This window comes from Salegentibacter tibetensis (genome assembly GCF_020164485.1).
Taxonomy (GTDB): Bacteria; Bacteroidota; Bacteroidia; order Flavobacteriales; family Flavobacteriaceae; genus Salegentibacter; species Salegentibacter tibetensis.
In genome coordinates this window covers 28,930-49,603 of record NZ_JAIQZA010000032.1, presented here as the reverse complement: position 1 = coordinate 49,603, position 20,674 = coordinate 28,930, and the positions used below count along the sequence as shown (strand labels likewise).

Annotated in this window: 15 protein-coding genes; 9 read left to right on the top strand and 6 right to left on the bottom strand. The window is 38.0% G+C overall.

Annotated features, from left to right (window positions below; genetic code table 11):
- The first annotated feature begins 157 nt into the window (after positions 1-157).
- The 4 genes from LB467_RS14815 (at position 158) to LB467_RS14800 (ending at position 4,264) form a co-directional block, all read left to right on the top strand.
- Positions 158-829, top strand: coding sequence for a hypothetical protein (locus LB467_RS14815; RefSeq protein WP_224474829.1), 672 nt, complete (start codon positions 158-160; stop codon positions 827-829).
- Between the two features lie 102 nt (positions 830-931).
- The gene (locus tag LB467_RS14810; RefSeq protein ID WP_224474828.1) at positions 932-1,663 is read left to right on the top strand and encodes a class I SAM-dependent methyltransferase; all 732 of its coding nucleotides are present in this window, start codon (positions 932-934) and stop codon (positions 1,661-1,663) included.
- A 36-nt stretch (positions 1,664-1,699) separates the two neighbouring features.
- Entirely contained in the window at positions 1,700-2,971 is a 1,272-nt protein-coding gene (locus tag LB467_RS14805; RefSeq protein ID WP_224474827.1) for a chloride channel protein, read from the top strand.
- 99 nt (positions 2,972-3,070) lie between these two features.
- Entirely contained in the window at positions 3,071-4,264 is a 1,194-nt protein-coding gene (locus LB467_RS14800) for a hypothetical protein (protein ID WP_224474826.1), read from the top strand.
- Between the two features lie 174 nt (positions 4,265-4,438).
- On the opposite strand, the gene LB467_RS14795 is transcribed toward LB467_RS14800, so the two are convergent.
- From LB467_RS14795 to LB467_RS14785, 3 genes are all read right to left on the bottom strand, one after another.
- Complete coding sequence (locus LB467_RS14795; protein ID WP_224474825.1) at positions 4,439-5,377, bottom strand: ring-cleaving dioxygenase; 939 nt, start codon at positions 5,375-5,377, stop codon at positions 4,439-4,441.
- Positions 5,378-5,562: 185 nt separating this feature from the next.
- Positions 5,563-5,886, bottom strand: coding sequence for a phosphoribosylpyrophosphate synthetase (locus tag LB467_RS14790; RefSeq protein WP_224474824.1), 324 nt, complete (start codon positions 5,884-5,886; stop codon positions 5,563-5,565).
- A gap of 84 nt (positions 5,887-5,970) precedes the next feature.
- Positions 5,971-6,363, bottom strand: coding sequence for a DUF302 domain-containing protein (locus LB467_RS14785; protein ID WP_224474823.1), 393 nt, complete (start codon positions 6,361-6,363; stop codon positions 5,971-5,973).
- A gap of 256 nt (positions 6,364-6,619) precedes the next feature.
- On the opposite strand from LB467_RS14785, the gene pyrR reads away from it, so the two are divergent.
- The 5 genes from pyrR to LB467_RS14760 all read left to right on the top strand — a co-directional run bounded on the left by pyrR (position 6,620) and on the right by LB467_RS14760 (position 10,169).
- Positions 6,620-7,159 carry a bifunctional pyr operon transcriptional regulator/uracil phosphoribosyltransferase PyrR gene (gene pyrR, locus LB467_RS14780; RefSeq protein ID WP_224474822.1) on the top strand — a complete coding sequence of 180 codons (540 nt, stop codon included), beginning with the start codon at positions 6,620-6,622 and terminating at the stop codon, positions 7,157-7,159.
- Positions 7,160-7,167: 8 nt separating this feature from the next.
- A complete protein-coding gene (locus LB467_RS14775) occupies positions 7,168-8,097 on the top strand; it encodes an aspartate carbamoyltransferase catalytic subunit (protein WP_224474821.1) in 930 nt (309 codons plus the stop codon).
- Positions 8,098-8,139: 42 nt separating this feature from the next.
- Complete coding sequence (locus LB467_RS14770) at positions 8,140-8,472, top strand: ribonuclease Z (RefSeq protein ID WP_224474820.1); 333 nt, start codon at positions 8,140-8,142, stop codon at positions 8,470-8,472.
- Between the two features lie 102 nt (positions 8,473-8,574).
- Positions 8,575-9,483, top strand: a complete 909-nt coding sequence (locus LB467_RS14765; RefSeq protein ID WP_224474819.1) for a ribonuclease Z — start codon at positions 8,575-8,577, stop codon at positions 9,481-9,483.
- Positions 9,484-9,662: 179 nt separating this feature from the next.
- A complete protein-coding gene (locus LB467_RS14760; protein ID WP_224474818.1) occupies positions 9,663-10,169 on the top strand; it encodes a CAP domain-containing protein in 507 nt (168 codons plus the stop codon).
- A gap of 78 nt (positions 10,170-10,247) precedes the next feature.
- On the opposite strand, the gene LB467_RS14755 is transcribed toward LB467_RS14760, so the two are convergent.
- Genes LB467_RS14755 through LB467_RS14745 form a run of 3 tightly spaced genes read right to left on the bottom strand, consistent with a single transcriptional unit; the run spans position 10,248 to position 20,293 of the window.
- Entirely contained in the window at positions 10,248-12,110 is a 1,863-nt protein-coding gene (locus tag LB467_RS14755; protein ID WP_224474817.1) for an OmpA family protein, read from the bottom strand.
- Between the two features lie 17 nt (positions 12,111-12,127).
- Positions 12,128-13,039 (bottom strand): PorP/SprF family type IX secretion system membrane protein, encoded by a 912-nt coding sequence (locus LB467_RS14750; protein ID WP_224474816.1) that lies wholly within the window; start codon positions 13,037-13,039, stop codon positions 12,128-12,130.
- A gap of 12 nt (positions 13,040-13,051) precedes the next feature.
- Complete coding sequence (locus LB467_RS14745) at positions 13,052-20,293, bottom strand: HYR domain-containing protein (protein ID WP_224474815.1); 7,242 nt, start codon at positions 20,291-20,293, stop codon at positions 13,052-13,054.
- Positions 20,294-20,674 lie beyond the last annotated feature (381 nt).

Here is a 20,674-nt window from a genome sequence, read left to right as displayed (position 1 = left end):
ATATCAGAATTCTCTATTCCCAGAGATAAAGGGGGCTTACTTTTAAAAAACAGAAATATGACATCTCAATATCAACAACTTAAGTTGATGAATAATTTAAATCCCGGTTTTACCGGACAACAATGAATTTTATTTAAAACAACCAAAATTGGAAAAGATGAAACTGAGAAAGAATACTAATTCTAAAATTAAAACTTCCTATTTTATTAATACAACCGGACTGATGCTTTTGGCTTCAGGTCTATTGTTTTCCTGTAATGACAGCAATAAAAAAGCTGACGATGCAGAGATAGAATTCGACCAGACCATGGAGGCGGAAGAAGATACAATTTCTAATTATGCCTATGAAAGTAATGCTGTAGCAGATTATCTCACTTATATTGATGGAGATGATGAATACGAGGAAATGCAGGAAGAAATTGATCCTGAAACTGCTTTGCAGAAATTCGCAGCAGCGGTTTCAGAAAGAAGTCGGGATTTTGGAATGCAAGCCGATGAAAAGCTTGAAGTTATAGGCGATAGCCTTAGCAATCCTGTAGAAGATATGAATACGCAGTTGCAGACCGCTGTTGCTGCTTTAGAGAAACTTCAGGAAAACGCTTACGAAGAACTTTCGGGTGAAGTAGATGAGCTTAAAGCTGAACTTCAGAAAATAGATATGCAGGCAAGCGATGCAAAAGAAAAGCTAAGGTCGTTCTTTAACAGGGCAGCAGATGTAATGGAAGAGATGGACGCACCAAATACTGACGGGACAATGAGTAGTAATCCGGGAGCAGTAGATAATTCAGATTACAGCCAGGAGCCCGATACTCTTGAGGGAGATCAATAAGGAAATAAGAAACTTTAATATTTTAAGAACCGCCTTTTCGGGCGGTTCTTTTTTTTGTCTTTTATTTCATTAATTTTAATAATAATATATCATATCGTCCCAATGAAAGATAATTTCTCTTCACAATCTCCCGCTTACGCTAAATTCAGGCCTATTTATCCGCAGGAGTTATATGATTTTTTGAAAGGAAAATTAGCAGAAACAGAAAGAGCCTGGGATTGTGGAACCGGAAATGGGCAGGTCGCAGGAGAACTTGCTAAATTCTTTGAAGAAGTTCAGGCTACCGATATTAGTAAACAACAATTAGAAAATGCGGTAAAACAGCCAAATATTAATTATTCGCTTCAACCGGCAGAAAAGACCAACTTTCCGGATAACTATTTCGATCTTATCACTGTGGCACAGGCTATTCATTGGTTTAATTTTAAAGATTTCTATAAAGAAGTAAACCGGGTTTTGAAACCTAACGGAATTATAGCTGTAATAGGTTACTCCCTGTTTAAAAGTAATCCTGAAACGGATGAGGTAATCCTTAAATTTCACAAGGATATTATTGGTTCTTACTGGGATGAAGAACGACGTTATTTAGATGAAAAATACAAAACAATCCCTTTTCCTTTTCAGGAAGTTGAAACCCCACACTTTAAACAGGAATTTCAATGGACATTCAATCACCTTGTAGGTTATTTAAAAACCTGGAGTGCTGTTAAACACTATGAAAAGGCTAATAACCAAAATCCTGTAGATCTTATTGAAAACGACCTCAAAGCAGCTTTTGGCTCAGGAAACAAAGTGGTTTTTCCTGTTCTTTTTAGATTGGGGATACTTAGTTAAACTTATTATATTGCGCCTTTTTTAAATCTCTATCTTTTGAACCTAAAGCTACGCAGAAAACTAATTTTCTACACCAATATTCTGGATGCCCCTGTAAGGTTTAATCCGTTTACTTTTAGTCGTTTGTTTTTACTTTGGGCTTTATTGGGATTATTAGGAGGAATTATCGCCGGTGTTTACTGGATTGTTTTAGAATTGGTTACTCATCAACTTGGTGTTTTTACCGGTTGGTTGGTAATTCCAGTAATGGCTTTAGCCGGTTTTGCGGCAGGCCTTATTATTCATTTTTTTGGCGATCCAGGCGAGATAGATCTTATAGTGAATAATATTAGGTTTAATAAAGGAAAGCTTGATCCTAAAAACAATCCTTCAATGGTGCTTTCCTCTCTTTTATGTGTAGGCTCAGGTGGAAGTTTAGGTCCTGAAGCGCCCTTGGTACAGGTTACCGGGTCTACCGGATCCTTTTTGGGTAAAATACTAAGGTTAAAAGGAGATCAGCTAAGATCCTTAAGTATTGCCGGTATGGCTTCTGGATTTACTGCACTTTTTGGGGCACCACTGGGAGGGAGTTTGTTTTCTTTAGAAATACTTCATCATAAACACGCTGTAGAATATTATAAAGCAATTATTCCGGCCTTTGTTTCAAGCTGCTTTAGTTATATAATTTTTGCAATCATTGTTCATTTAGGTCTGGGGCCTTTATGGGATATGCCTTCTTATGAAATGCAGGATAGATTTGATTTTCTGTATGCTGTAGGTTTTTCGATATTGGCTGCTACAATGGGCTGGGTATTTATCTATTGCACAAAATTTTTAAAAAATGCTTTTAAGAAATTACATTCACCAATCTATTTAAAAACTTTGTTGGGAGGAATTCTGCTTGGGGTTATAGCTTATTATTTTCCATTAACCAGGTATTTTGGGCATCACGAAATTAATGAGCTTATTCTAGGAGATTTCTCTATTGGATTTTTAATTATGCTTTTATTCGCTAAGATACTTGCCATCTCTATTACCGTTACTTCAGGATGGCGTGGCGGATTTATAATTCCGCTCTTTTTTGTGGGAGCCAGTTTGGGATTAATTCTTCATAGTTTATTTCCGCATATTAATATGGCTTTATGTGTAGTGAGTTGTATGGCAGCAATAAATGCCTGTGTGACCAGAACGCCTATGAGTACTACCATTTTGTTGGCAACATTAACAGGTTTTAATTATTTTATACCTATTTTTTTTGCAAGCCTCACCGGATATTTCCTTGCTCCTAAAATTCCGTTTATCTCCTCTCAACTTAAGAGAAATTATTAGCGTAAAATCTATATGAAAACCTAAACACTTAACTGGCATAAAATATGATTGCCTTCAGATCGTTATAAATGAATAAATAGCTGATTAAAATAATTGATAATGAATAAATTAGGTTTTATTTTCCTGTTTGTTTCAGGGATGTTTTTTCACAATACTTCGGCACAAAGCTTTGCTGATGACCAGTCGGTTACTCAGCAAGTGCTTCAGGAACTCAACAGGGAACGCAATTTGTTAAGTCAGAATCTGGAATTCAGAATTAAAGAAATAGATTCGAAAATCAGCAATCTGGATGAGAGTATTCAAAACACTAATTCTTCCGCAGAAAAGGTTGAGAAACTACTGGAGCGGGTAAAATTCCTGGAGGAACGTCAGGAAGAAATAGATAAAAATACTATAAGCGTTTACAAATATAATTACAGTTCTGCCGTGCTGAATTTAGCCTCAATGGAGCGCGAAATAAAACCACTAAATCTCTTTAATGCTTCCCGTGAATTTTATGCTACACTAGATCAGGTTAGCAACCCAATGCATTACGAGGGTTATCAGGAGTGGTTTGGACAATTCAGAAAATTTGTAGAAGAAGAAAAAAAGAATGATGCACGGCTTTCGGCCTTAAGTCATATCTTAAATGTTACCGGCGATCTAGCCCAGGGCACGCCTTTTACGGGAATGTTTGCCGGAACCGTTTTTGACGGAATTGGCAGTTTTATAAATTCCCTGGGTTGGGGAGATAAAAAGCTTAAACAGCAAAGTACGGAAATGCTGAAACTAACCACAACTGTTGCACAATTTACCCACGATAAAGACCTTATAGAGACCGAATGGGAATCTATAAATAAAAATCTGGATGAATTGAAAGAGCTTCAGGAAAAGGCGATGCAGGAAAATTTAGTGCAGATCTTAAAGATAGACCCTAAGGAGTTTGATAGAAACTTTACCAACGAGACTGATGCTAAAAAGCGAACACAGTATATTCTTGATATTTCTAAAATTGCAGAAAATAAAATTGCTGAAGAAAAAGCCAAAAACCCAGAAAACTGGAAACAGGATTATCACGACCAGATGATCGCGGTACAGAATTTAAAAATTCGTTTTGGAACTATTACTTTCAGGATCCTGGAAAATTTAAAGAAATATGATTCGCTTATCAAGAAATATGAAAACGATGAATACCTAAAAACTAAAATCGCAGATCTAAAGGCTAAACTGAATTTGGTACGTAATAGTTTTGAATCTACTTTTAATCCGCAGGAATATATTAAAGCTTCTAATGAAATGTATGTGGTAGAGTAGGTGTTGGTTTTGATTAAGTAAAAAAGCTGTTTCAAAAAAAACTATAATTGTCATTACGAACGAAGTGAAGTAATCTTTTAATAGGTTACCTATAAATTAGAGATTGCTTTGTCCCTCGCAATGACTAATACATAATAATTTTAAAACAGCTTCTATTTTTGATTATCAAATATTTTAATGTTTCAATTCAGGAAGAAGGCGTTCAATACGATCCCTTGCCTGTTCATATTGATCGGGTAATTTTAGACTGCTTCCAAGTTCTTCTAAACTTTCATCCCTGGTAAATCCTGGATTATCGGTGGCGATCTCAAATAAGACTCCGCCGGGTTCTCTAAAGTATAGGGAAAAGAAATAATCTCGATCTATTTTTTCGGTGATTTGTAAACCTTTTTGCACAATTTTTTCCCGAAAACGCATCTGAGTTTCTTCATCTTTAACACGGAAGGCAATATGATGATTTGTGCCACCGGCATTAATACCACGCTCGGCTGTAGGATCTTCGTGAATATCTATAATTGCCGCATTTTCTACGGCATTTGTTTTATATCGATAAAATTCACCTACTTTTTCTTCTAGTTCGTATTTAAAAATATCAGATAAAATACTGGCAGTTGGGCCAACATTGTAAAGTGTAAGTGTAACGCTGTGAAAGCCTTTTAAAGCAACTTCACTTTTAACTTCATCGGTTTCCCAGGCTTCACGTTTATCCTCGTCTTTGGGAACTATCAGTTTTAAGTTTAGTCCGTCAGGATCGCGAAAAGGCAAATATTGTTCTCTGAATTGCTCCCTGATGTTACCAAACTCCACTCCGTGTTTTTCAAATCGTTTTTGCCAGAAATCCAGGCTGCCCCTGGGAACTGAATAACCGATTTCTGTCGCCATTCCTACTCCGTTTTTTCCTTTTTTTACCTGTTGCCACGGGAAAAAAGTAAGAATGCTTCCCGGGGTACCTTCTTTATCGCCAAAATAAAAATGATAGGTTTGCGGATCATCAAAATTCACAGTTTTCTTTACCATTCTCAATCCCAGTACTTTGGTGTAAAAATCGTAGTTGCGTTGGGCATCTCCGGCAATTGCGGTGATATGGTGTAAACCAAGTATTTTATCTTCCATAGTTTTTTTGTTTCAATTAAGTAAAAAGCAGCCGCATTTCGGTTAAATTAATGGTAAAACTGATTTTTTTGCTGAATTTGTATAATTCAGCCCAAACAGGAATTATGGGCTGAAATTCGGGGGCTATAATAAATTATATATTTTATTAAAATTTTCAGATTTGAAGAAATTACAAAGAGGAAGAACTAAAGATGCTTATTCAAGCGTTTCACAATATTATAAGTATTTGCATCTGAATATGTGCCAAAAGCGTTTACCAAAACACCTTTGGTTTTATGATCGAGGGAGGAAATAGCGTAGACAATCATTTCATCACCGGGATCTGTCATTCCTTCAAAGCGGTAGATTTCATCAATTTCAAATTCTTCGGGAGAAAGTTCCAGGGATCTATCAATGTCTACAATTTTATCCTTTTCCGGCTCTAATTTAAAGTCGGTGGTATAACCGCGTAATGCCAGATCATGAATGGCCTGGCTTACGGTTTCGTAATCGTGTCTTTCTACCAGCATAATTTCTGTGATTACACCTATTAAATCACTTAATTTATTGCACTAAAACTATTGAAAGCCAGTAATGTATTCCTGATGCTATTTTCAGTTTAAAGAAGCAATAATTTTTTTCAATTTTTGTTGAACTTCTGTAGCGATCTCTTCCAGATCATCATTTTTCGCTGCTTGCATGGAAGCTATAGGGTCTACAGCCGAAACTTCAATTTCACCTTTGTCGTTTTCTTCTACAATCACATTACAGGGCAGAAAAACACCTATTTTATCTTCACTTTTAAGGGCTTTATGCGCAAATTCCGGATTGCAGGCACCAAGGATCTTGTATTTCTTAAAATCCACATCAATTTTTTTCTTTAGTGTTTCTTTTACATCGATTTCAGTCAGCACACCAAAACCTTCCTCTTTTAAAGCGGAGGTAACTGTTTCTATTGCTTTTTCAAAATTTCTTTCTTTTAAAGTAGTATTAAAATAATAGCTCATAACTCAAGTTTTTATCGGTTTGATTTTCAGCCTTAATTTACGAAGAAATGCCAGTAATAAGAATCAAACCAGTATTTAAAGTTTTCTTAATTTCTTAGAAAGGGATAAATCTTCAATTCTTTGTGTTTTTAATTCCCACGATAAAAATTTTGAAAATCATTTCAGAAAAGATTTATAATCTCGCGCTTTTTCAACTTCAGAAAAAAATAAAAAAGCTTACTTTTGTGATAGAACTTCTACTTTTTGCTACTAAACTATGGGCCAAAGAATACTTCTAAATGCTGTTGAAATAAATATTATTCTGCATCGCCTTGCCTGCCAGTTAGTTGAAAATCACACCGATTTTAAGAATACCGTGATTATTGGAATTCAACCTCGTGGAGTTTTTCTTGCTGAAAGGATTATAAAAATTCTCAGGGAAGAATATAATATTACTGATTTGGATTACGGCCATCTTGATATCACTTTTTATCGCGACGATTTTAGAAGAGGTGATAAACCATTGGAAGCGAACAAAACAAAGATTGATTTTATAGTTGAAGATAAAAAGGTAGTTTTTATTGATGATGTTCTATACACAGGCAGAAGCATTAGGGCTGCGTTAACCGCGGTGCAATCTTTTGGTCGACCTGCCGAAATTGAATTGCTGAGTTTAATAGACAGGCGATTCAGTCGTCACCTGCCTATTCAGCCGGATTATAATGGGCGGCAGGTAGATGCGATAAATGAAGAAAAAGTAATAGTAAACTGGAAGGAAAACGATGGGGAAGACGTGGTTTACCTGGTTTCTAAATAATTGAATATATGAGCGAATTAAGTGTAAATCACTTACTGGGAATTAAATATCTGAGTAAAGAAGATATTGAGCTTATTTTTAAAACCGCCGATCATTTTAAGGAAGTGATTAACCGGCCCATTAAAAAAGTCCCTTCGCTTAGAGATATCACCATTGCCAATCTTTTTTTTGAAAATTCCACCAGAACCCGACTTTCTTTTGAACTTGCTGAAAAACGTTTAAGTGCCGATATCGTTAATTTTTCGGCGGCATCTTCTTCAGTAAAAAAGGGGGAAACGCTTATAGATACCGTGAACAATATCCTTTCAATGAAAGTAGATATGGTGGTAATGCGGCATCCTAACCCTGGAGCGGGAATTTTTCTATCGAGACACGTAAATGCCAGTATCATTAATGCTGGAGATGGCGCACATGAACATCCTACCCAGGCACTTTTGGACACCTATTCAATTAGAGAGCGACTTGGAGAGGTAGCCGGAAAAAAAGTAGTAATTGTAGGAGATATTCTGCACAGCAGGGTAGCGCTTTCCAATATTTTTGCACTTAAGCTTCAGGGAGCTGAGGTTAAGGTTTGCGGACCTAAAACACTCTTACCTAAACATATTGAATCTTTGGGTGTGAGTGTGGAAACCGACCTTAAAAAGGCTCTGGAATGGTGTGATGTGGCCAATATGCTTAGAGTTCAGAATGAACGAATGGATATTAGCTATTTTCCCAGCACAAGGGAATACGCGCAACAATTTCAATTGAATAAAAAAATCCTGGAGAGTCTAAATAAAGAAATTGTGGTGATGCATCCAGGCCCCATTAACCGGGGAGTTGAAATTACTAGTGATGTTGCCGATGCAGAAAATGCGATTATTTTAGACCAGGTACAAAATGGGGTTGCGGTTAGAATGGCGGTGATCTATTTATTGGCTTCAAAGATAAACCGCTAAAAGGCTTTGATTTCTTAACTTTAAATTTTAAAGAATTACGCTATGAAAATTTCAGAAAAAGAAAATTATATTTTAATAGAACCTTTAGAAGCTCCCGTAGTAGATTTTGTTTCCTTGCTCACCCAAAGGCACGCCGAGTTTAATAATAAAAATGTGATTGTAAGTCTTTTGGCTTATCACAAGCTTAAAAAAGAAGAGGTGATGGGGTTCTTAGAGATTTCCAAAACACATCAGCTGAATAATAAATCGTTTGTTTTGGTAAGCAATGCGATTACTATAGATGAATTGCCCGAAGAGATCGTTTTGGTTCCTTCTTTAAGAGAAGCAGAAGATCTTATTCAAATGGATGAAATTCAACGAGATTTAGGCGTTTAACCCTCATTGAGGGTTTTATTCCCCGAGGTTGACCTCGAAATTTAAAGATATTTTCAATTTATATCTTGTGGGCTTGCCCCCAGATTTTTGATTCTTTTGTGCATGAAGCTTAATATTCTTGGTTGTTACGCCGCTACCCCACGTAGTTTTACCAATCCCACTTCCCAGGTGCTGGAAATGAAAAACGAATTGTTTTTAATTGATTGTGGTGAAGGAACACAGGTGCAACTAAGACGTAATAAGATTAAATTTTCTAAGATAAAACATATCTTTATTTCCCATCTTCACGGCGATCACTCCTACGGGCTTGTTGGTCTTATATCAACTTTTCGATTATTAAATCGTGAAACAGAGCTCCACGTTTACGGGCCAAAGGGAATTAAGGAAATTATCACCCTGCAACTAAAACTTTCTAATTCCTGGACCAATTATCCCTTATATTTTCACGAGTTGAGTAGTAAGGAATCTCAGATTATTTATGAAGATGAAAAGCTAAGTGTAGAAACCATCCCTTTAATTCATAGAATTTATACTAACGGTTTTCTTTTTAAAGAAAAACCCGGCGATCGTAAATTGCTTATCAATAAGGCCGTTGAGTATAATATTGATGTATCACTCTATAGAAGCTTAAAAAAGGGAAAAGATGTAACCTCTGAAACCGGAGAGCTTATTCCTAATGAACTGGTAACCGAAGCACCGGCACCACCAAAAAGTTATGCATATTGCAGTGATACTGCGTTTAACCAGAAAATGATTCCGCAGATAAGTGGAGCAACTGTTTTATACCACGAATCTACTTTCCTTGAAGATAAAGCCGAACTGGCTTTCCCAACCAAACATAGCACCGCTAAAGAAGCGGCGCAAATTGCTAAAGAGGCGGGAGTTCAAAAACTTATTTTAGGCCATTATTCCACCCGATATACCAATATCAATTTATTTAGAGAAGAAGCCGCTACCATATTTTCTGAGGTTGATATAGCCGATGATGGTAAGGTTTTTATCTTTGAATAACACTTTTCTATATTTCTTCTTACACAATAATCTTCCGTATTTCTCATTTCACTCATTTTTAGTAGGTTAAATCTTACGGAATCTGTTAAAATTCAGATAAATTCGATGAAATGCATTTCAAGGTATGTGTTTAGTCGATAAAAAGTGTACTTTTATCTTCCCAGTCTAACATGATCGTTATGAGAAAAAGTACACTTAGGTTTGTTATGCTTGTTTTGCTAGCTGTTTCAACGGTTTCTTGTGCAAAGGAAAGCATCGAAGAGGAAATGAATTCCTACAATCATACCCTAGAAGAAAAAGTTAATTTCGATTATACTGAAATTGAAAGTAATATTCTTGATTTAGTGAATCAACACCGAGAAAGTTTAGCTTTGAAACCTTTAGAACCTATTGCTGAAATTTCAGTAGAAGCTGAATCTCATAATTATTATATGCTTGAAGTTGGAAAAGTGAGCCACGATAATTTTGGAATTCGTTATGAAAACCTGGTGGAAACTGTAGGGGCAAAATCGGTAAGTGAAAATGTAGGTTATGGTTACCGAACTGCAGAAGCAGTTGTGAATGCCTGGTTAAATAGCGACGGACATAAAAAGAATATTGAAGGAAACCATTCTCATTTTGGAGTTTCGGTGGTAGATGATGAAGAAGGACGAAACTATTTTACTAATATTTTTATAAGAAAGTAAATTTTGTTTTTCATAGATTGATTAAGCAAAAAAGGTTCAGCAATTCGCTGAACCTTTTTATTTTTTAAAAGATTAACCTTAATCCATCTTTACTACGCTAAACATAGAACGACGATTAAGTTGATGTTGTTCCTTAGAGCATCTGTCACAGTCAATTGCTGGTTTACGCTCACCATATCCCTTTTCATTAATGCGATCTCCATTTATGCCTTCAGCAATTAAATAATCCCGGGTTGCTTTGGCGCGTCTTTCGGCTAAAGCTTCGTTGTAATTATCGTTTCCTCGTTTATCGGTGTGGGAACCGATTTCGATAACCAAATCGGGATATTCGTCGTGCATTAATCTCACAAGTTTATCCAGTTCTTTTGCAGCATCAGGCCTGATATTGCTTTTATCAAAATCAAAGTAAATATTTTCAATTTCGGCCAGGTATTCTACATCGGCTACTGGCTGGAGTGAAATATTGTATTCCATTTCTTCTAAATCTTCCATATTTCGGGTATTCAGAGTATCGCTGAAATTTTTATATTTAATCTGCTTTGCTTCCAGCGGTATTTCCACACTTCTATTCACCGTAGTTTGATAATTTCCATCTTTATCAGATTCTAAAAATGCAATTTGCTCATTATTTTCATCGAAAAGTCTTATTGTAGCCTGGGCGATAGGTTCTCCATTTACTGCATCGGTCACCTTTCCTTTTAAAATTAAAGGAAGCAATTGATTAAATCCATAAATATTATCTGCTCCATCCCGGTTAGAAGCTATAAACCCGGCATTATTTTCAGTTTCCCTGAAATAGCTAAAATCATCTAAGTTACTGTTAATAGTTTCTCCCAGGTTTTGAATTTCAGCATTTTGGGCTTGCAAATCTGTCATGAAAATATCGGCTAAGCCGAAGCCACCATGACCGGTAGAAGAAAAATAAAGCACATTATCTTCATCTATAAAAGGAAAGTTTTCGTCTTCAGCAGTATTGATCCTATTTCCTAAATTTTCAGGAGTTCCAAAGTTATTATTAGCATTTATGGAAACTTTATAAAGATCGGTGCCACCTTCACCACCCGGCATATTAGAGGCGAAATATAGCGTTTTTCCGTCTTGAGAAACCGAAGGATGACCTACAGAATATTCATCGCTGTTAATAGGCAATTCCTGAATATTTATCCAGCTATCACCCGATTTTTGAGCCGAATAGATTTTTAAATGGTTGGTAGCTTCTTTATCTCTTTTTCCTTCTTTATTATTGAAATAATTGTTTCGGGTAAAATACATGGTTTCTCCATCTGGACTAAAACTTATTGGGCCATCATGCAATTTAGTATTTATTTCTCCGGAAATAGGGGAGACCTCACCGCTTGAATTTATTTTATAAACATCTAAAAATGGTTCTTTATTCCAGGAATATTCTTTGTCTGAATTTTCAAAATTCCGGGCTGAAACAAGATAAGTTTCACCGTCATACTTAACAGCTCCAAAATCACTAAACTCTGAATTAAAGTCACTTTTCTTAAGGGTGTAAGTAGTCTTTATTTCAGAATGGTTTTTGTTCAGCATTTTATTGACTTCAGCTGAAGCTTCCCCGTTGGTTTCCAGGTATTTTTGCAACCATTCCCGGGATTCGTCATATCTCTTCGCTCCGCGTAAAGCCTGAGCGTATTCATAATAGTATTCCGCAGAAATATCTGTAGAATCTTTAAGAATATCCTCATAATAAAAAACGGCATTTTCCGGACTCCTTAATTTCATGTAAGTGTCGGCCAGTTTCAATCTGTTTTCTTTGAGATTATAGTCGTTTTCTATAAGTTCTTTGAAAACATCAACGGCTTCGGTATAAGCGAGATTGCTGTAAAGTTTATCTGCTCTTTTTTGTTTACCGTATTGTGCCTGCAAGTTTATGCTAAACACTAAGAATAAAAGGATTAAATAGTATTGTTTTTTCATAATCAGCAGCGTTTAAATTAGAAGAATCGGGGAGATTTATACCTGGTTTTTTGGAATCTGAATTCATAAATAAGCAGGATTTCGTGGGATCCCGAGGTGTATGGTCTTATATCTGAAATTGAATATTCGTAGGCATAACCTGCTCTAAAACCGTCAAAAAGTTCTACATCCAGAAAAGCACCCAGGGCATCGTCTATTCGCCAGTTGGCTCCCAGGTAAAATTTCTCATTAAAGATCATAGTTCCTGAAAAATCCACCGAAAGTGGGGCTCCGGCGGTCATTTTCAGTAAAGAAGTAGGCCTGAATTTCAGGTTTTCGTTGAGATCAAAAACATAACCCCCGGTTAGGTAATAATGAACCTGTTCCATGGCCAGAAATTCGTTGTACTCGTGGTTATTGTTATTAATCAGTTTTGGGGCAGATGCTCCTACATACCAATTTTGAGCTGAGAGATAAAAACCAATCCCAACATTTGGTGTCCATTTATTAAATCGGTCTTCGAAAAATGGATCATTCAAAACCTGTTGATCGTTAAATAATTCCCGATCCAGGTTGTAGTAGCTCATTCCTGCCTTTAAACCCATCGCCAGGGAGATATCGTCACTGAAATCTAATCTGTAGGAGAAATCTCCATAGGCGTAAGTATAATTCTCATACCCGGTTTTATCGTTAATAACCGAAAGTCCCAAGCCTACTCTATCGTTGGTAAGCGGGGAGTGAACAGACAGGGTTTGCGTATTTGGCGCTCCACTTACTCCCGCCCATTGATTACGGTTTAAAGCAGTTATGGAAAATCCGTCCCGGCTCCCGGCATAGGCCGGGTTTACAGATATCATATTATACATATATTGGGTGAATTGCGGCAATTGCTGAGCCAGGGCAGATGCCGAAAACATTAGAAAAAATAGGGGTAGATATATATTTTTCATGGTCTTTCTTTTTTATTTTGTTCCTAAATAGATGTAACCTTGAATTGGTTCAAATCCGCTATTTCTAATTTCTAGAACATAGTAGTAAGTTCCCGAAGGCAACTGATTTGAACTCGTTGCTGAATTTGTTGAATAACCATCCCAATCGTTTTGATAGTTAGTAGCTTCATAGATTTTGTTTCCCCATCGGTTAAAGATCTTTACATCGTAAGTGAATCCACATTCGCTCGCGAAATCTATAGTGAAATAATCATTATGGTTATCGCCATTAGGTGTTACCGCTTTAGAAATACTGGATTGAATATCTTCCAGGCTGCAAGGTAGAACCACACAATCATCGTTGATAGATACCGTAACTTCTGTAGTAGAATTACAAATACCATTTTCAATTTGGTATTCAAATGTGTAAGTGCCAACCTGCAGCATTGCCGGGTCAATAAAGCCCTGATTCAATGCGCCGGTGCCTTCTGTATCTATCCAAGTTCCGGAAGTGTCATAATCTCCTTCCAGTAATTCGAAAAGATCAAAGGTGGTATCTTCAGTACAAAGACTAATAGTACTGGTTTCAATTTCGTCTGCTACTGGTTCTTCTAAAGTTACCACGGTAGCTTCTGAAATTTGTTCGAACTCATCTCTGGCGGTTACTTCGTAAGTTCCCGGTTCAAGCTCGGTAAATTCTTCTACAGCTTCATAATTTTCTCCATCAATGCTATAGGTAAGTCCGTCTTGAGTATCAATTAAAATCACTCCGGTTGGCGTAACACAGTCAGGTTGAATAAGCTCAACTAGCGGAGCATCTGGCACAGGTGGAGTTTCTTCCGGATCTTCCTCAACGATTACGGTAAAGGAACAACTGGCAGAATTTCCTGCAGCATCGGTTACTTCATAAGTTACTCTGGTTTCACCTACAGGAAATTCTTCCCCGGAAGCAAAACCTTCGATTAGCTCAATACTGGTTTCCGAACAATTATCTGAAACCGAAATAGTATCATAATTTACAACTACTGCTTCGGTGCCAAATTCTACGTTTAATAAAATATTTTCCGGACATGCGATTACTGGAGCTTCATTATCTATCACAGTTACTGTAAAGCTGGAATTAACCGAATTTCCATTGATATCGGTGGCGGTAAAGGTTATTGTAGTTTCTCCTAACGGAAATTCAGACCCTGAAGCTAAACCTTCAGTAAGTTCTGTACTCGCTATGCCACAATTGTCGCTGGCTGAAGGAATATCAAAATCTACGATCGCGCTGCAGCTATCCACGTCAGTGTTAACCGTAATGTTTTCTATTTCAGCAATTACCGGCGCCTGATCATCAGTTACCGTTACGCTTTGTTCAACCGGCTCGGCCTCATTTCCGTTTTCATCAGTTGCTGTCCAGGTAATCATTGTAGTTCCCACCGGGTATTCAGCATCTAAAGCCAGGTTATCATCCCGGGTTCCAATTGCATTTTCTACGGAACAGTTATCGCTTACTTGCGGAGCAGTGATTTCTATCATCGCACCACAGGAATCTGCATCGGTAGTTGTATTGATTGGTTCAACTTCAGCAATTACCGGCGCCTGATCATCAGTTACCGTTACGCTTTGTTCAACCGGCTCGGCCTCATTTCCATTTTCATCAGTTGCTGTCCAGGTAATCATTGTAGTTCCCACCGGGTATTCAGCATCTAAAGTCTGGTTATCATCGCGGGTTCCAACTGCACCTTCTACGGAACAATTATCGCTTACTTGCGGAGCAGTGATTTCTATCATCGCACCACAGGAATCTGCATCGGTAGTTGTATTGATTGGTTCAACTTCTGCAATTACCGGAGCTTGATTATCAGTTACGGTTACGCTTTGAACAACCGGTTCGGCTTCGTTTCCATTTTCATCAGTTGCTGTCCAGGTAATCATTGTAGTTCCCACCGGGTATTCAGCATCTAAAGCCAGGTTATCATCCCGGGTTCCAATTGCATTTTCTACGGAACAGTTATCGCTTACTTGCGGAGCAATGATTTCTATCATCGCACTACAGGAATCTGCATCGGTAGTTGTATTGATTGGTTCAACGTCAGCAATTACCGGCGCCTGATCATCAGTTACCGTTACGCTTTGTTCAACCGGCTCGGCCTCATTTCCATTTTCGTCGGTGGCGTTCCAGGTAATCATTGTAGTTCCCACCGGGTATTCAGCATCTAAAGCCTGGTTATCATCCCGGGTTCCAACTGCACCTTCTACGGAACAATTATCGCTTACTTGCGGAGCAGTGATTTCTATCATCGCACCACAGCTATCTGCATCGGTAGTTGTATTGATTGGTTCAACTTCTGCAATTACCGGCGCCTGATCATCAGTTACGGTTACAGTTTGTACAACCGGTTCGGCCTCATTCCCATTTTCGTCGGTGGCGTTCCAGGTAATGCTTGTTGTTCCCACGGGATATTCAGCATCTAAAGCCTGGTTATCATCGCGGGTTCCAACTGCATCTCCTACGGAACAGTTATCGCTTACTTGCGGGGCAGTGATTTCTATCATCGCACCACAGGAATCTGCATCGGTAGTTGTATTGATTGGTTCAACTTCAGCAATTACCGGCGCCTGATCATCAGTTACCGTTACGGTTTGTTCAACCGGCTCGGCCTCATTTCCATTTTCGTCAGTTACCGTCCAGGTAATCATTGTAGTTCCCACCGGGTATTCAACATCTAAAGCCTGGTTATCATCACGGGTTCCAATTGCATTTTCTACGGAACAGTTATCGCTTACTTGCGGAGCAATGATTTCTATCATCGCACCACAGGAATCTGCATCGGTAGTTGTATTGATTGGTTCAACTTCAGCAATTACCGGAGCTTCGTTGTCTTCAATATCTTCAATTATAATCTGTACCTCAATTTCACAATCTCCATTACTAACATTTAGAGTGTAATCTCCGGGAGAAAGCTCTGTATATTCTCCATTTTTATGCTGAAAGGTATTATTGTCGTTATCGGTTAAAGTATAGCTTAAGTTGTTTTCAACCTGAAATACTATTTCCCCGTTATTTTCACCACAAGTGACATCGGTTGTAGAAGTAATTGTTGGTTGCTCAGGGGTTCCGGGCTGATCATTAATTGTTAATTGAGTAGCCTCGGAAACACATCCATCTTCATTTCTTGTATAAACGCTATAGGTATCGGCTTCTAACTCCTCAAAGATGTTTGAAGTCTGGAATTCTTTCCCATCGATACTGAACTCATAGCCTTGCGAGGTGATTTCGATACTTCCGGTAGCTGTATCACAGGTAGGCTGGGTAGCCTCTGCAACAGGAGCCTCCGGAGTCTGCTCGCTATCTTCAATAGTAACTGAGGCAGAAGTTACACTACAATCATTATTTTCCGCTCTAACAGTATAAGCTCCAGAAGTTACTTCAGTAAATACTCCGCTTTCATTGATGGTGTATTGAGTATCTCCATCACTGTTTACTAAGATATAAGTAAGATTGCCGTCATAGTTAGAAATTGCAATGCTTCCCTCGGCGCTATCACAATCAGCATTTGTAGCAGTGATCTCAGGGGTTACCGGAGTCTGCTCGCTAGGATTAATAGTTGCAGAAGCAGAATTTGCAGAACAATCAGCATTCTCTACTCTTACGGTATAATCTCCTGGAGTTACTTCAGGAAATACTCCACTTTCATTGATTGCGTATTGAGTATCTCCATCGCTGTTTACTAAGATATAAGTAAGGTTGCTGTCATAGTTAGAAACTGTAATGCTTCCATCAGCGCTCTCACAACTTGCATCTGTAGCAGTGATCTCAGGGGTTACCGGAGTCTCTTCGCTGGAAGTAATAGTTGCAGAAACAGAAGTTGCATTACAATCATAGTTTTCCGCTCGTACAGTATAAGAACCAGGAGCTATTTCGGTGAATACACCATCTCCATTGATTTCATAAGCTGTATCTGTTTCCTGGTCATCGACCAGCACATAATTGAGTGTGTTGTCAAAATTGGTTACTGTGATTCTTCCTTCAGCACTATTACAATTTGCATCAGTAGCAGATATCTCTGGAGTTACCGGAGTTTGTTCGCTAGGAATAATAGTTGCAGAAACAGAAGTTGCATTACAATCTTCGTTTTCCGCTCGTACGGTATAAAAACCAGGAGCTACTTCGATGAATACACCATCTCCATTGATTTCATAAGCTGTATCTGTTCCCTGGTCATCAACAAGAACATATTCCAGAGTGTTATCAAGGTTTGTTACTGTGATATTTCCATTAGCGTTCTCACAGTCAGCATTTGTAGCAGTGATCTCAGGAGTATCCGGAGTCTGCTTGCTGTCTTGAATGGTAGCCGAAGTTGAAGTCGCGCTACAATCAGCATTTTCTACCCTTACAGTATAAGAACCGGGAGCTACTTGGGTAAATACCCCACTTTCATTGATTTCATAAGCTGTATCTGTTCCCTGGTCATCAACAAGAATATATTCCAGAGTATTGTCAAGGTTTGTTACAGTGATACTTCCTTCAGCGCTCTCACAATCAGCATTTGTTGCAGTGATCTCAGGAGTATCCGGAGACTGCTCACTATCTTGAATAGTAGCAGAAGTCGAAGTTGCAGAACAATCAGCATTTTCTACCCTTACAGTATAAGAACCGGGAGCTACTTGGGTAAATACCCCATTTTCATTGATTTCATTAGCTGTATCTGTTCCCTGATCATCAACAAGTACATATTCCAGAGTGTTGTCAAGGTTCGTTACAGTAATACTTCCATCAGCGCTCTCACAATCAGCATCGGTAGCAGTGATCTCGGGAGTATCCGGAGTCTGCTCACTATCTTCGATGGTAGCAGAAACAGAAGTTGCAGAACAATCTTCGTTTTCCATTCTTACGGTATAAGAACCGGGAGCTACTTGGGTAAATACCCCACTTTCATTGATTTCATAGGCTGTATCTGTTCCCTGGTCATCAACAAGAATATATTCCAGAGTATTGTCAAGGTTTGTTACGGTGATACTTCCATTAGCGCTTTCACAATCTGCATTTGTAGCAGTGATCTCAGGGGTAACCGGAGTTTGCTCGCTATCTTGAATGGTAGCCGAAGTTGAAGTCGCAGAACAATCTTCGTTTTCTACTCTTACGGTATAAGAACCGGGAGCTACTTGGGTAAATACCCCATTTTCATTGATTTCATTAGCTGTATCTGTTCCCTGATCATCAACAAGTACATATTCCAGAGTGTTGTCAAGGTTCGTTACAGTAATACTTCCATCAGCGCTCTCACAATCAGCATCGGTAGCAGTGATCTCGGGAGTATCCGGAGTCTGCTCACTATCTTCGATGGTAGCAGAAACAGAAGTTGCAGAACAATCTTCGTTTTCTATTCTTACGGAATAAGAACCGGGAGCTACTTGGGTAAATACCCCACTTTCATTGATTTCATAGGCTGTATCTGTTCCCTGGTCATCAACAAGAATATATTCCAGAGTGTTGTCAAGGTTCGTTACAGTAATACTTCCATCAGCGCTCCCACAATCAGCATCGGTAGCAGTGATCTCAGGAGTAACCGGAGTTTGCTCGCTATCTTGAATGGTAGCCGAAGTTGAAGTCGCAGAACAATCTTCGTTTTCTACTCTTACGGTATAAGAACCGGGAGCTACTTGGGTAAATACCCCACTTTCATTGATTTCATAAGCTGTATTTGTTCTCTGGTCATCAACTAGAATATATTCCAGAGTATTGTCAAGGTTTGTTACAGTGATGCTTCCATTAGCGTTCTCACAATCAGCATTTGTAGCAGTGATCTCAGGAGTATCCGGAGTCTGCTTGCTGTCTTGAATGGTAGCCGAAGTTGAAGTTGCAGAACAATCAGCATTTTCAACCCGTACGGTATAAGAACCGGGAACTACTTCGGTGAACTCCCCGTCTGTATTAATTGAATAAGAAGTGTCAGCGCCATTTTTATCTATTAGGATATAATTAAGGTTGCTGTCAAAATTAGAAACAGTGATACTTCCGTTTTCGTTATCACAATTAGCATTTGTAGCAATGATCTCAGGAGTATCCGGAATTTCGGGGATAGAAATAGTTGTAGTTGTTGTTTTTTCACAGCCTGCAGTTGTAAAGGTGTAGATAATCTCATAATCATTTCCTCGATTTTCTTCTGTAATGCTTATTAAACCATCATTATCTATTAGCAGATCTCCAGAATCAGTAGAAAAAGTACCATTTTGAACTCCATTAATTTCTAACTTAGCAGAGTCTCCGCAAAAGTCTTCCGGAACTATAATGTCTGCTGTACCAAGGTTTAATTTAACAGCTATAGGAGTAACAAAATCAACCAGGGCAGCCGTAGGCGCATTAGAGGTTTTTGTTTTAACCAATATATTTCCTATGGTTATTTCATCACAAGGATCCCCACTAAATTTAAAAAACTCGGTTACATTAACCGCTGCCTCTACAAACTGATATGGGGAATAACTATTGGTTCCAAAAGCTCCACCTGTAAATGTAGGAGCGTTCACCGTATTTGTTTTCCCAAATCTAAAGTTACTGCTTACACTGGTTTGTTCCACATAATCAAACCCTGAACCCACAGGTTCCCAACGATAATATTTAACATCGGCAGTGTTTCCACCGTTAGAATATTCGACAGCGATGAGCAAATCTCCTATTGTTCTTCCTCCACTAGTACCGGCAGATTGGAAAGAACCACCTGTTGTTGTTATTTCGCTTTGTAAAAACTCAAAATCAATATAAGAAGTTCCGTTGGTCACCAGACGGTCACTTGCAATGATTATCCATTGATCATTATTGTCTGAGGCAGAGTTTTCTGCAATGTGTATCAAGACATTATTAATATCGCTTTTTCCATTAGCTTTGCTATTAGTCCAACTCCAGTTATTAGGATCATCATTGGACTTGCTTCCACCCTGAAATACGTTGTCCAGTCCCGAGTTATACGAATCTACACTACGAATGGTACGTGCCACTTCTACGGGAGTACCATTCATATCAAATACAAAGCCACCGGTACCGCCAGTTCCGGGAATCCAGTCTCCAACTCCTGAATCAAGGATGTTAGCTTGTAAATTTCCATCTATATGGAATCCTCCGGTTGGTGGATTCACTGGTGCAACCTGCGCTTGTAAATTAGTAGATTCCATTAAGAAAAGACTAAAAGTGGCAAATATTACTATTGGTGTAACCTGAAGAAACTTAAAGTTTTTCAGATTATAATGTAATAAGGTGACCAAAAATGCGAGAGTAGTTTTCCAAATCATATTAATAATGTTTAGAATTAATGTTATAATTCTTTGTAGAAGTTCTTTTTTTTAAAAACTCATATATAGTACGTTAAATCACATTGTGATTAAACCACTGTGCTTTGTTTTTTTGGGGAAAACAGTTAAATAATGGTAAAAATTCGATTTAATTATGGTAAAATTAGGGAGTATTACCTATAGGAAAGTTGGGGGTGACCTATTTGTTAAATCTTAAATCTGAAGTAAAATTAATTGTTAAAAACCATAAATAAAGTTTTTGCAGATTTTTTAGATATAACTGCATATATTTTCGGCAAAAGGTAGGGTAGTGGGAGAAATTAAGGGAAATCAGGGGGTGGAAAGTTTGAAAAATAGATTAAAAAAATAATATATAAAATT

Coding starts and splice junctions, on each gene's coding strand:
- LB467_RS14760 (WP_224474818.1), top strand. CDS start 9,663: ATGAGAAAAAGTACACTTAGGTTTGTTATGCTTGTTTTGCTAGCTGTT.
- LB467_RS14790 (WP_224474824.1), bottom strand. CDS start 5,886: ATGCTGGTAGAAAGACACGATTACGAAACCGTAAGCCAGGCCATTCAT.
- LB467_RS14765 (WP_224474819.1), top strand. CDS start 8,575: ATGAAGCTTAATATTCTTGGTTGTTACGCCGCTACCCCACGTAGTTTT.
- LB467_RS14770 (WP_224474820.1), top strand. CDS start 8,140: ATGAAAATTTCAGAAAAAGAAAATTATATTTTAATAGAACCTTTAGAA.
- LB467_RS14785 (WP_224474823.1), bottom strand. CDS start 6,363: ATGAGCTATTATTTTAATACTACTTTAAAAGAAAGAAATTTTGAAAAA.
- pyrR (WP_224474822.1), top strand. CDS start 6,620: ATGGGCCAAAGAATACTTCTAAATGCTGTTGAAATAAATATTATTCTG.
- LB467_RS14745 (WP_224474815.1), bottom strand. CDS start 20,293: ATGATTTGGAAAACTACTCTCGCATTTTTGGTCACCTTATTACATTAT.
- LB467_RS14810 (WP_224474828.1), top strand. CDS start 932: ATGAAAGATAATTTCTCTTCACAATCTCCCGCTTACGCTAAATTCAGG.
- LB467_RS14755 (WP_224474817.1), bottom strand. CDS start 12,110: ATGAAAAAACAATACTATTTAATCCTTTTATTCTTAGTGTTTAGCATA.
- LB467_RS14800 (WP_224474826.1), top strand. CDS start 3,071: ATGAATAAATTAGGTTTTATTTTCCTGTTTGTTTCAGGGATGTTTTTT.
- LB467_RS14815 (WP_224474829.1), top strand. CDS start 158: ATGAAACTGAGAAAGAATACTAATTCTAAAATTAAAACTTCCTATTTT.
- LB467_RS14775 (WP_224474821.1), top strand. CDS start 7,168: ATGAGCGAATTAAGTGTAAATCACTTACTGGGAATTAAATATCTGAGT.
- LB467_RS14795 (WP_224474825.1), bottom strand. CDS start 5,377: ATGGAAGATAAAATACTTGGTTTACACCATATCACCGCAATTGCCGGA.
- LB467_RS14750 (WP_224474816.1), bottom strand. CDS start 13,039: ATGAAAAATATATATCTACCCCTATTTTTTCTAATGTTTTCGGCATCT.